The organism is uncultured Shewanella sp. (genome assembly GCF_947491715.1).
Lineage (GTDB): Bacteria > Pseudomonadota > Gammaproteobacteria > Enterobacterales > Shewanellaceae > Shewanella.
The window spans coordinates 41,109-54,791 of the sequence record NZ_CANLKR010000012.1; the positions used below are offsets into that span (position 1 = coordinate 41,109).

Here is a 13,683-nt window from a genome sequence, read left to right on the forward strand (position 1 = left end):
TTCACACACTTATAACGCATTACCATTAATATCAATGGCATCGAGTTGATGACCATCAGGGCCACCATCGCGAACGGGAATTAAAGCTTGAATGGCATTTGATTGCGTATTTGCCGCATCGGGATCCGTTAAGGTCTTTAAGAATTTCACCATCAAGGCCACTTCAGCATCGTTAATGTCCTGAAGGAAGCTCTCATTACCATTAAAAATGGCCATCGAATGCATCAAACCCTTTGGTGCCAAGAGTTCAGCGCAATGTGCTAATGTTTTAAATTGCTCAAGTTTACACATGGCTTCACTTTCAAAATATTGTGCAATGGAGGCAGCATTATCGCGATAATGCTCAATATTACGCTTCAATGAACCAAATTGACCATTGTGCCCCCAAGGGCCCGTTATTGCCACGTTTAGCAAGGAAGGCGTTCGAAAGAAGCCAACCGTATTGGGAGCTAAAGATAAATCAGTACTGGGAAGTGGACCTATTGCACCAATATCAGCACCACTGCCATCAGCATCCGTCCCAATGCCAATTTGCGGGTAATTTCCAGCTGACACCTCCTCATTACTAAACAGGGCGCCAGAATGACAAAACGTGCAACCTGAACGATTTGACATAAAGGTAATGGCCCCTCTTTTTGCATCATCATCGATAGCATCATAATGACCATCGACATAATCAAAAAATGGATTATCAATAAACAAATGAACCGATTCATAAGCGGCAATAGATTCAGCCACACGAGAATAATGAATACTGGGATCACCAAACGCGGCAGTAAATAATGCCTGCCAACTTTCTGAGTCTAGTTGACTGACCAACTCATTTTCACGGTACTCAGTGTGCTGTGTTTGATCTGTATCATCATAACCAAAATCAAGGATATCACCCATTTCAGGTGCAGCTGTAACAGGAAAATGTGCCTGCGCCATCAACAAAGTGAGCGTATTGTTACCACCCACAGTATCAAGGGTATTATGAGTCACATCTTGAAACTCTGTATTCAGCTCTCCGTCTTGTAACACCACTCTATTATCCCAAAATAATCCTTGGCTCCAAAGCGATGTATTGCAAATTGCAGGGGAATTGCGTGGCACAATAGGAATACTGTTAACCTCATCAGTCCGGCCAACACCCAATAAATCAGGTACTGCCGCATTGAGTCCTATTGGCATAGAGAGCTTATCACTGCCACATCCTACTGCTGGGTGATGGCAAGAAGAGCACGCCGTATCGCCATTTGCACTCAGTGACTTATTATGAAATAAGCGCATCCCTAGCTCGACCTTATTTGGAGATTGCTCACGCCTAACCCGAGCCGCATACGCGCGCAAATCTTCTAATTGTGTCGCCATATTATTGAAAGTGAGCATTTCACCTAAACACGCATCTAAATCGCTATCGGCAACATCCACAGCAGTTTGTTTCTCACTACTTATATTACACGCTGGAAAATTCATCAGCAGATCATTAAGAATGTCAGTTCCAGCACCATTAATCATACCGTCATTCGTCTCATTCACTAATGTTTTAGCCACAACATTCGCCGTTTCATGCTGATTTTTTACGTTTCCTGTGGACACTGAGTAACGATAGCGAGTATCCACCGTCAAATTGTCATCCACATAAAAGTGCTCCCTCGTCTCAGCAATTTTCTTATTGTCACGGTAAATAGTGACATTGCCTCCCGTTGATAACCAAGACAAACCGATACTGGTGCCAGAAAAGGCATTGGCAATAAGTTGTTTGGGTACCGTTAACGAGGTTAAATCTGGATCTGTCTCGTCATCACCAATAGGGTCGGGGCTCGGTTGAATAGTATCAGAATGAGATCCACCAATGTCACTAGAATTAGGCTCTGAACCAGAGGTATCATCACCGCTACCACAAGCCGCTAATAGCAAAACCAAATAGCTTAACAGCGAATACTTTAATTGTTTCACACAGCATTCCTTCTCTAGATTATTATTATCGTGTTATTGCAATCAGCCTTCCAACCCTCAGGTTGTTTACACAGAACAAAACCTTTGCAAACAATTAAAATGCAATAACTCATATTTTGGAGTATTCCACACCAAACCATTACACAAGCTTAACGACACGATTAAAGGATCATCGCTAACCATAAAGCGGCGCAATCAGGGTTAATAACCTGAACTCGGGATAATGAGTGTCAGATAATCTCAATACTTCATTTAAAGTCAACAGCTTAATTTTGTTCTGCTTATTCTTTATTTTCATATTTGGCTTAATGCTGAAACTTTTGTCGATATCAAGGCGGAATTTCGTATCTAATAGCTGGCTATTAGTAGAAAAAACAACACAGATAGGGGCAAAAATAGCGGTATTAAGCGGCGCTGCTTATCCAGAGTTCAGGTTAAATAGTCAAGAAAGTCAAAAATGAACGTTAGACGAGGGGGCATTCCTATTTTAAAATGAATGCCCTATCATTGATTGGTAATCTATAAAACGAAAAATGAAATGAGTACTGGAATAGCAATCAAATAAACCTATATTCCTCTATCGCAATACGTGGCTATTTGAATTATAAGCCCCCTATTAAGTGCTTATCTAAAAGTGAAACTTAAACCTCAAATGGCTGCAAAAACAGCCATCAAAGCTCAACAGGCACTAATTTATTATCATGAAGTAAAATCATTTCTTTTGCGACTAATGCTGCTGACGGTAAAAACATCGTGGAAACAATCCGCTCATCAATCACTACTTGATGTTTATCTGTTAACGTCTGTTTATTTTGTGCAAGCGCCCCATTTTTATTCAGTTGCTCTTCAACCATGAAAGGCAATAAAGTCCCTTGCTTAGCCCATGACTTACTCACTTCTGTGCTATTAGGAAAACCAGCGACTTTCTTACCTTTTACGAGAAAGGTATTGTTGGACAATTTCACATTGGCAAACGCTCCAGCGCCATGGCCACCAGCGCCAACAATCCCTCCTGATTCATAAATATCACGAATGATATGCTGTAACTTTTTATTGGATGCGACATCAAATAAAGGGCCATAACCTCCGCCAATATACACTCCCCAATAATCATTAGGGTTAATCGAATTCGGTGACATTGTCGCTGCCGTTTTATCCAAAAAACCTTCATACTTAATGGCATAACTGCTGATCCCGAGCGGATCCATCATAAATTCGACTTTTCCACCTTTAGGTGAAACAAAATCCACTTCTATACCATGACTGTTAAACACATGAAAAGGGGGAGCCACTTCCCATAAATTATTACGGGCATCGTGCTTCTCGGTATCTCCCATATCAAGCCTATTAGAGGTGATAATTAATATTTTCTTAGCGGCTATCGATGATAAATCAGAGTGGATCTCTGCAGAATAACTCAGTGATGAGAAAAGGCTCGCCGTGGCAAATAAAATCTTAGATAAATTTTTCATTCTATTCCTTAATAATCACTAATACATCAGCATATTAATGCTCCAAATATTAGTGCTCCAATAAAAGCACTTTATATCACTAAACAATAATCATACCTAATTTATTCGACATAGATAATTTATTGATAAACCTAAACCTCTTAAAGGTAAATTCGATTATCAAATTTACCTGCACTTTTCATCGCCTTCACTATACTCATTTTATTCTCAAGGTTTCATCTTTATCAAATCTTCATATGCGCATACTCATTAATCGACACAACAAAATAGATCAGCTTATTGGTTCTCACAACAAAAATGTGATTAAAATGCTCCTATATCCTTGCCTATTGTTCATGTCGGTCTGTGCTACATCCTATGGCCAAAATAGCACATCAATATTAGGGACCAGAATGGGCAGTGATTTAAATAATCCTGAGTTTTTCCCTACTGAAACTAAATTGCCTTTTTGTGTTTGGCTTTCACCTAATACGGAAGGTCAAGCCGCACTCGATGCCATAGTCAAAGAGAACATTGAGGATACTAGCTGTCCCTTTTTCGATGCACATATCACCCTTTTTTGTGGCAGTACCTATTTACCTAAGCGGGCCCTCATTAATCAATTTAATACCGCCTTTGCCAACAGTGACTCGACCCAAGCAAATATTATTGGCACCCAATGGGGCACAGACTTCTTCAAACGCTTTTATTACCAAATGGAAAATAATACTCAACTCCAAAACCTCTATGAAATCTCAAACAATGCCTTAGACAATGAGGGTACATACAATTTTTCCCCCCATATCAGTTTATTTTATGGCAATGATAGTGACATTCCTGAGAATAAAGCACTCGCAGCCCCCCATTTAGATAGCCTCACCTTCAATAAGATCAGATTAATGTCCGATTGCTCTGATGAAACCTATGCCTGTGTTGCTTCATGGGAAGAATACGCCAGTATGGCATTAAACGAGTAGCAGAGCCGACATTCATCTTAACAAGCTCAACCTGAGTTTGTTAAGATTGATTAAACCCAGAGAAACTTAATTAAAAATGCCAATGCGACGCCCCAAACACACAAATTAAGATCCTTATAACGACCTGAGCCTAATTTTATAATGACATAACTCATAAATCCCAAAGCAATACCATCGGTTATGGAAAAACTGAATGGCATCATTATCGCTGTCACAAAGGCTGGAGCCGCTTCAGTAATATCTTGCCACTTAACTTTTGCCAGTTCTTCCACCATCAATATACCCACATACACTAATGCACCAGCCGCCGCATAAATCGGCACCATCTGAATTAATGGAGAAATAAAAATAGCTAATAAAAACAATATGCCAACAACAATAGCAACTAATCCCGTACGGCCACCAACTGAAATACCTGATGCACTCTCAATATAAGCACCCACTGAAGAAGTCCCCATTACAGCACCACACATTGACGATGAACTATCGACAAATAAAGCCCTTTTCATTTGTTTTTGACCTTTACTTCCCTGAATTAACCCCGCTTTGTCTGTTAAGCCAACCAAGGTTCCCGTTGAGTCAAACAAATTCACTAACATGAAAGAAAAAATAATCCCTGCCAATTCAGGACGAAGCGCACCAACCAGATCTAACTGACCCAATACAGGACTCAAACTTGGTGGTAATGAAAAGAGACCATGAAATTGCACCTCTCCCATTAAAAAACTCATCAAAGTGATCACAAACAAAGAAATCAATACCGCAGCATGAATGCCTCTTGATGAAAGACAGACAATGATAAAAAAACCTAAAGCCCCCAGCCAACTCGAGGTGGCACTGAGATCCCCCAAAGTGAGCATTGTCTCTTCATGCTTCACCACTATGCCCATATTTTGTAATCCCATCAGGGCTATCATCAAACCAATACCACTAATGATCCCTATTCTCAATGAAACGGGAATATGGTTTAAAATCCAGTATCGAATGCGAAATAACGTTAACAGAAAAACCCCAAATGCGCCCCAAAAGATGGTTCCCATACCCACTTGCCAGCTATATTGCATGCTTAAAGTCACCACAAAAGCAAAAAAAACATTCAATCCCATTGCCGGTGCTAAGGCGATAGGCAAGTTCGCTATCAATCCCATTAAAAGCGAACCTAAGCCTGCAATTAAACAGGTCGTGACAAATACGGCTCCTTTATCCATCCCCGCAACGGCTAAGATCTGCGGATTAACAAAAATGATATACACCATAGTAAAAAAAGTGGTCACACCGGCAATCATTTCAGTTCGAGCCGTGGTATGGTGTGCGCCTAGTTTAAATACTCGATCCAAAAAACCTGTCATAGTCTGTCCTTGTACTTCATTTTTAACACGTCGTCATTGTGCTACTGTGCCGTGTTCAAGCATGAGTGCACAGCCATGTGTGTACAACAATATCCGATGATGCAGAGCTCAAATAATAAGCATCACATCATTTAATGTTAACCCATTGAACATATTAACTAATGAGTCGCCGCATACGCTTCCACTTGCTGCCACACTCGAAGTAAATTACCGGACAAGATTTTCTCGATATCCGACTCACTGTATCCCCGCGTTAAAAAGCCGGCAATTAAATGCGGATAACTCGACACATCTTTTAAGCCTTCAGGCAAACTGTCTCCGACACCATCATAATCGGAGCCAATACCCACATGCTCAACCCCCACTAATTGGATCACATGATCAAAATGATCCAACACGTCATTCAAGGTCGCAAATGCAAATGGCGTCCGTTTATTGTATTCCTTATTAAACGCTTTCATAGACTCACTGCCCTCAAGCACATTATTGTCAGCCATAAACGCTGCTTTCGCTTTTTTATACGCCTCATAACTGTCAATAGACTGCTGTGAAATAAAGGTCGAACCAAAATTAATTTGAATGATCCCGCCATTCTCAGCCAATAGCTTGATCATGTCATCGCTCATATTACGTTCAAAACCAGGGGTAAAATGCCTTGCAGATGAATGAGAGGCGATCACTGGTGTTTGACTCAAGTCCATCACTTGATAAAAAGCTTCATCGGAAATATGCGATACATCGATCATAACCCCTAAATTATTCATCTCTTGCACCAATACCTTGCCAAAATCAGTCAAACCATGAGCAGGTCGCTCAGTATCATAAGATGAATCTGAAATATGATTTGCTTTAGCATGGGCAAGCGTAATATAACGAATTCCACGATCGTAGAAATGACTGAGGTTGGCCAGATCCCCTTCGATAGGACTGCCATTTTCCATTCCCATTGGAAAAGAAATTAATCCATTAGCAAAGTTATCTTGTAATTCTTGCGTAGAATAGGCTAATGCAAATTTATGGGGTGAGGCTTTCACTAAAGCTTCAACACTATCAATCAAAGCATCCGCTAACGCCTTACTTTTACCCGTTCCCTCCAGTGATGATGGCGTATAAATAGACATAAAAGGGGCATTTAAGCCGCCCACCACCGCTCTTGGGTAATCAAAATCCCCGTTTTCAGTATGTTCACTCACATCTTCAAAGTGATCATCAAGACGGTACGGCACATCAATATGCGTATCCGCAATTAAATATTGCTGGGCGATGTCATTGGCTTTCGCTTGTACAGCAAGATCTGTTGGCGACTGAGTCGCATTATGTTGACATGCCGATACGCTCGCCAGAAAAATAAAAGCCGTTATCCCTTTAACAAACTGGCGTGTTTTTGACTTTGTCGATGTCATCATAGAATATTCTGGCAAGATGGTGCGTATATTTTTTGTTAATTTAGTCATGTAAAAGTAATTTATAGGTTATTATTTTTCAATACTTTATCTTTGTCATTTCCTTCTGTCAAAAGAGATATCATTCCATCAAATTAGCGGTTGAGCTTACTTCGCAAATTATTCTTCACCGCACCCCATTCTGTTCCTAAAATAGAATACACCACTGTATCTCTTATGGAGCCATCTCGCATAATTTGATCGCAACGTAAAATACCATCTTGTTTCGCGCCAAGTCGCTCAATGGCTTTTCTTGAGGCTTGATTAAAAAAGTGGGTTCGAAACTCAACAGCCATTGCTTTATGATTGTCAAATAAATGCTGTAATAATAAAAATTTACTTTCAGTGTTAATGGGCGTTTTTCTCACTGATTGCGCATACCAAGTGTAACCTAAGCGTGCGCGTTTATTCTTTGCATCCACGTGATAATAACGCGTGGTCCCCACAATCTTTTGGGTTTGCAAACACCTTACAGCAAAGGCAAGCTCCCCTTCCTCTGCCCTCATGATGGCTTTTTGAATATATTGCGACATCGTCTCTGGTGAAGGCACATTGGCATACCACAACCGCCAAGACTCACCATCTAAAACAGCCTCTTTTAATCCATCAAGGTGGTCCATTGTTAATACTTCAAGTGATACATATTGTCCGACTAGATTGACAGGGTTCAACCAGCTCATTATTTTCCTCATTGAGATCATTCAAACAGCAGATCAATGAATATTAACATAAAAACAGCACAACACGACTTAGCACTTAGGCATAATATCCCATTCAATGGGCCTTTTTTTCAATTTTGATTGTTTGAACACCCTTGGCACAGCTTCGTGAAAATGGCCACATAAGCTAATGTGCAGAATGTGTAACAATCATAGCCAACAGCAAACAGAGGTTCAGAAACGGCATAAAAACTGAACAATGAGCGACTGCATTAACTATAGGTGTTAACATGAAACACAAATACTTGAGCAAAGAACCATCGATTAACCATCAACAAGGAAAAGTTAAGAGGAAAGGAATGCACTATCTCATTATTGGTTTTGGCTGTCTCATTCTCAGCGCATGCGGCACGCATAATAACGTTCAACAAGTCATTCAACCCCAGTCAGTTCTGTCTTATCAAGACATGAATGTCTCTGTGAAGAGGTTTAAAAATCTATACCCTAAAAAGCCACAGTACCCTCAAAACTGTACCGACCATTGTTACCCCAAATCCCCCAAAATCACATGCGAAGCGGATAGCCAACAATGTCAATTTATCGGTAAGCAAAATCCCCCCGCATTGGACTTAGGCTTTCATGTACAATGGTTAGGCCATGCCAGCTTTCTCATTCGCAGCCCGAATGGCAGTCAATTATTATTTGATCCCGTCAGTGGGCAATTCGACTGGCCTGTGAATTGGGCTTTTTGGCTGAAAGAAGGGTTTAATCGCCAACTGCCTTACTGGCCAACTCAAGCTGAATTAGCGCAAACCGATCTGGTGCTGTATTCACACATTCATTATGATCATTTTAATAAAGATGACATTGCTCTATTAGGTCAAAATACTGAATATGTTGTGCCTTTAGGGCTTGCAGCCCATTTTCCTGATAAGGGATATAAAATCAATGAAATGGCATGGTTTTCGAGCATACAACGAGGCGATTTGACTCTTCATTTTGTTCCTGCCCATCATTTTAGTAACCGTATTTGGGTCCCCTACCTATATGAAGACGATAACACCACACTCTGGGGAGGCTGGGTGGTTGAATACCAAGGAAAACGCTTATTTTTTGCGGGCGATACGGGTTACTCGCCTCACTTTAGCACGATACAAGACACCTATGGCGATATGGATATTTGTCTGCTGCCTATCGCTTCTTATTACCATAAAGAGCATGGAAATTGGTATCGTTATGTGCATACCACACCAGAAGATGCGCTTGCAGCCGCCAAAACATTAAACTGTAAAGTGATGATCCCTTGGGGCTTTGGTAATGCCAGTTGGCAAATGGGCGATCACAGTTCCCATTCAGCCCTTTACCGTTTATTGCACATGCACAAAACGCTGGAGTCTGATGTGCCAATATATATTATGAATGAAGGGGAGCACACCCAATTATAATCTCATCAGCCAATTTCACCTTGATACAAAATCGACTGATGTTCCATTCACTCTAGACTCAGTGCGTTCACCGCACAATGAGGAGCGATCGTTGTCGTTGTATTATGAGGAAAATTATTATGGCATCTCGCATTAGCAGCAGGCACCGCACAGGTTGGAGCTGGCGCGGTTGGCGTTGTAGTGCAATAAAAACTGCCTTCATTATCTGCTATTGCAGTAATATCAGCCTCCTTCAAAACAGTCCCATCGATTAATGCCAGTTTATGAGAAGCCCAGTTTACCGTCTCATTAGGCGGATAAGACTGAGTATAGTCTCTGCCAGAAGTGGAGTTATATACATCATCACACGCTGTCGCGCCATAATCATTACCGACTTTTGTGGGCGCATATTTAATTGGCATAGCCCCATCATCCACCACTCGAACGGTATATAACACACAACCTTCTGCAGGACAGGGATAGAAATCATTAGCAAGATCGCACATCGCTCCACCAGTGCCATTAGGTCCACATGTAGCAAGCGGTGTCCCGCCCGTTAAATTGGGCTGTTTCTGTTCAATATAGAAAAATAACATACCTTTACTCCCATCCCACCAATAATATTGATCATCATTGTCTTCGTGGATAAATTCACTCCATGAGGGAGCTTGACTTAAGGTTTTGACCTTATCATTGACAGGATCTAACGTACCAGGGCAACCTGGTTGAATATTATTAGGATCGGTACCACCCGCAGCGTCAAAGTTATTGACATCAGTAAAAGCTAGATTATTACAACCTGATATCGGTTTCCAACTTGGATCGGTTGGCCCAGTAGGCCCTCCATAGCTTTTACGGCCTTTTTTCACTTCAAAAAAATCACTTGGAACAATGGCAGACACATTCGGACCTTTTTGGGTTTTATAACACAGACCGACCCGTATTCTAAACGGCCGTTTCCAACTGCCATCATGATTAAATTCAGACGTCGCATCAGTGAACCCCATAGACACATAACGAGGTAAGGCTGAAGGAGGCGCGATCAGTGGCACAGCTTGCCCCTTCACAGTATGTGCCCCTACTTCTGTACATTCCTGAGTCGAATGTAATGTATAACCCATACCATTCATCACCTTAGGCTCTCGTACTTGCGTATTATTTCGACCAACCAGTGTCATGGAATAATGCGCATCCGTAGGCGCATATGAGCTTGTAGAACCTATATAATCTTGAGCATCTTTGATAAAAGTAATGGGAAATTTTTTCACCAAATTTAACTCTGGATTGGGACCCGTAATCGAAAAAGTCGGATCCCATGCAGTGAATTCCAACGTTGCAAAACTCTGAGGGCTCATCAACGCACTGGCACGATTTTCAATGATTTTATCCTGTGCGCCTGTTGCCAAACATTCATCAACTGAATAGGGTGACCCATTAAACGCTAAGTTATTTAAAGAGATAGGGTATTTCCCGAGCACATCATTACCAGCATCATCGACCACTTTATAGCCCGATAATGTGCCATCATGATCAAGAATAACGGTATTCTTATCACCATCAACAAATAATGATAAATTCACTTCTTCAGTGTACACCTGATGGCGTAAATCAACATTTTCAAAAATACTGGCTCGACTATATTGTGTCGGTGGGTAGTTATTCACATTGGATTGAAACCAGCCCATGGCCGCATCACCTTCATAAGGTGGCAACGTTTGCCCCGGTGCCTTACTTTTATAATTAACAAGGTAAGTATTGTCAGCCACAGTCAGCAATGACTGCGCTGGCAGTTTATTTGTTGTTGCATTAAAGCCATCGGTGGGATCGACTAAAAAATTCACAAAACGATTATTTTCCAATCGCGCGGGGCCATCATAGAACATAAAGCCCGCAAAATTCCAAGATGCTGTGGGTATCGCATTGGCCCCTTTTCCTTGCATGCCATAACATGTGCCATCTCCTCCTTGCTGCGGACAAGGTCCAAAACGTTCAGGGTTATTTTGCGATACACCAACAATAACCGCATCTGACAATAAGGACCATTCACCTGGTGGAGAGCCTTCTGAGCCACCGGCTGACACCAGTGACACACTGTCTCTATTGGTGGCAAGACGCCCATTACTGACATGATACCAATTAGGCCTTAGCCAGATCCCACGATTACGGTTTCGCGTTGCGGTAACGTTATTAAACACAGCGACGGCATTCTTGCCGTTTTCATAGGGTGTAAAATTTTGACCGATAGAGCCCATATCAGCTGCGGTATCAAGACCATTATAACAACTATGTACACGATTATTTTCAAAGCTAGTTAATGGCGTGTGCAAAACGGCACTGGTTTCAGGTAATATCCAATAACCTCGACCTTGTAATTGGCAACCTGCGACAAGATTATTGTCAAAACGGTTTCCAGGACTGGAGATCCAAAACCCCGTAGGGTTAGTACTTTCTACTTTATTAACATTCACAAAGGTCTGTGAACCTGGTGGTACAGCCACAGGGGTGGCACCATTAGTGGTTGTCGTCACATTGATGCCGTCGTAGTGAATAATACTGGCAAGATAATCTCCCAGCCAAAATTGATTCTCATCAATACTCGGCATAAACTCCGTCGCCATTGCCCCTGCTGCAAGATTATATTTAAAGGTATTATCGACCTCATTACCGCTTTCTAAATAAAAACTATGACCAATCGCGCGAGCACAAATATTATGCTCAATATTGACATTATTGGTCATATGAACCGTCACACATTTATTATAACTATGATGAATACTATTACTATTGATCAACGTCGTATTATTCTTAACCTCACCAATCATATGAAAATGAAGAGGATAAGCACTCATATCCAAACCGTTAATAGTTTGCTTAACATCTTGACCAAACTTTTCAATTTCCACTCCTTTTATATTCACCGTATCGTAATTTGCAAGCAATTTTATTTGCCCACCATAGTGCGCGTTTGGACCCGTCGCTAGGGCATCACTGGTTAATTTAATACTGCGACTGATAAGTCCAACGGCTGCACGCTCATCAATACCATAATTGCGCTCTGCACTATCACAAAAACTACTGGGTAAGCCTGTCACATTTGCCGCACCTTCTAACATCACGCCATTACACAGGGTACTTTTTGGCAGTGGTTCCGTGCTGGGGGCTAGGCTGCCAAAATGATAATGCTTCAATGGGGTGATACTCTGTAAGGTAAGAATACTGATGCCGCTACTACTATCATTGGTCGCAATTTGCACAAATTCACTCTCATCGGAAGCAAAGCCCGTACCCGCTACCACAATCCAATCACCCGCTGCCCAGTCAACACTTCGAGATAATGTCAATGTCGTATCTGCAGCCTGGGCAGGTACAGGCACGGCAACGCCATTTGTTGCACTAAATCGAGCAGGTCCAGCCGCTTTGCTTAAATAAGTCCAGCTCTTTGTTCCATTATTATCGGTAGGATCACCTTCAACAACGCCCTTGCTACCAACCATCAATAGCTCCCCCTTATCACCAACAAAAATACCTTTACCGTCGAGGATATCAGCACTGCCATCGCTAGGTCGAGTACCTGTAAATTCAAGTGTTAATTGCGATCCCACATTTCTTATTGGGCAATGTTCTGTCCCTATCACTAACTGCCCCTTTGGAAGATGATCATCACTACCACCGTTTATCCTTATCGTCTCAGCTGTTAATGTTTGATTTTTATCTAACACGACTAATCGCCCACCAACACCAATATTCACCTTCCCCAAAGACAATGTGCTTTGAGTCTTATCAATATAGGCATATTGGCAACTTGCATTGTTATCATTAGAGATGTGAATAATGCCATTGGCATCGGCTGGGCATTGGGTGATATTTTTCCAAGCAAATGAGTCAATATTTTTACAAGCCATGGTATTGATATGAAATTGATTTTCCAAACAACATGCACCACCAGCTTCGACGACATTCACAGTCATAATATGCGCTGCACCACTGGTATTAACTTGCGAAGCAAGGTCTATTTCATTAATACTGCGTGCTGCTGGATGAGACGAATGCCCTGAACTCCCCACTTGTCCATCCCACACTTCAAGATGAAAGGTATAAATACCAATAGCATCGGCCTTTAAATATGGGGTGACTACACCAGTACTTGATAGACTCGCAACACTACCTTCAGGTTGAGTTAAAATTGTCCAGTGATATTCCAGTTGATCATCATCTAAATCAAAAGACTTGCTACCGTCAAGCTGCACTGTATGATCCAACAAGATTTGAGCATCACTGCCTGCATGAGCGATGGGTAAGGTATTTTGTTCATTATCATTACAACCACTTAACCATAAACTTGACATCAAAAGTACTGCACTGATTAGTGAAAGTGATCTCATCATTGAATTCATCCTTGCAAAACGGTTGATGTTGACAAGTTGCGTATCTGTGAAGTTA

At 41.5% G+C, this 13,683-nt stretch carries 8 protein-coding genes; 2 read left to right on the forward strand and 6 right to left on the reverse strand.

What is annotated here, in order from left to right; genetic code table 11:
* Window positions 1-9: 9 nt before the first annotated feature.
* Both Q0779_RS10350 and Q0779_RS10355 read right to left on the reverse strand, forming a co-directional pair.
* Window positions 10-1,941 (reverse strand): cytochrome c peroxidase, encoded by a 1,932-nt coding sequence (locus Q0779_RS10350; protein ID WP_298772307.1) that lies wholly within the window; start codon window positions 1,939-1,941, stop codon window positions 10-12.
* A gap of 671 nt (window positions 1,942-2,612) precedes the next feature.
* Entirely contained in the window at window positions 2,613-3,413 is an 801-nt protein-coding gene (locus Q0779_RS10355; protein WP_298772309.1) for a type 1 glutamine amidotransferase domain-containing protein, read from the reverse strand.
* Between the two features lie 308 nt (window positions 3,414-3,721).
* Between Q0779_RS10355 and Q0779_RS10360 the strand changes: the two genes are divergently transcribed.
* The gene (locus Q0779_RS10360; protein WP_298772311.1) at window positions 3,722-4,369 is read left to right on the forward strand and encodes a hypothetical protein; all 648 of its coding nucleotides are present in this window, start codon (window positions 3,722-3,724) and stop codon (window positions 4,367-4,369) included.
* A gap of 50 nt (window positions 4,370-4,419) precedes the next feature.
* Here Q0779_RS10360 and Q0779_RS10365 read toward each other — a convergent pair whose 3' ends face one another.
* The 3 genes from Q0779_RS10365 to Q0779_RS10375 form a co-directional block, all read right to left on the reverse strand.
* Complete coding sequence (locus Q0779_RS10365) at window positions 4,420-5,718, reverse strand: NCS2 family permease (RefSeq protein ID WP_298772313.1); 1,299 nt, start codon at window positions 5,716-5,718, stop codon at window positions 4,420-4,422.
* 158 nt (window positions 5,719-5,876) lie between these two features.
* Window positions 5,877-7,172, reverse strand: coding sequence for a dipeptidase (locus tag Q0779_RS10370; protein ID WP_298772314.1), 1,296 nt, complete (start codon window positions 7,170-7,172; stop codon window positions 5,877-5,879).
* An 83-nt stretch (window positions 7,173-7,255) separates the two neighbouring features.
* Window positions 7,256-7,840 (reverse strand): GNAT family protein, encoded by a 585-nt coding sequence (locus Q0779_RS10375; RefSeq protein WP_298772316.1) that lies wholly within the window; start codon window positions 7,838-7,840, stop codon window positions 7,256-7,258.
* Window positions 7,841-8,109: 269 nt separating this feature from the next.
* On the opposite strand from Q0779_RS10375, the gene Q0779_RS10380 reads away from it, so the two are divergent.
* Window positions 8,110-9,264 (forward strand): MBL fold metallo-hydrolase, encoded by a 1,155-nt coding sequence (locus Q0779_RS10380; protein WP_298772318.1) that lies wholly within the window; start codon window positions 8,110-8,112, stop codon window positions 9,262-9,264.
* Window positions 9,265-9,311: 47 nt separating this feature from the next.
* On the opposite strand, the gene Q0779_RS10385 is transcribed toward Q0779_RS10380, so the two are convergent.
* Window positions 9,312-13,628 (reverse strand): G8 domain-containing protein, encoded by a 4,317-nt coding sequence (locus tag Q0779_RS10385; protein ID WP_298772320.1) that lies wholly within the window; start codon window positions 13,626-13,628, stop codon window positions 9,312-9,314.
* Window positions 13,629-13,683 lie beyond the last annotated feature (55 nt).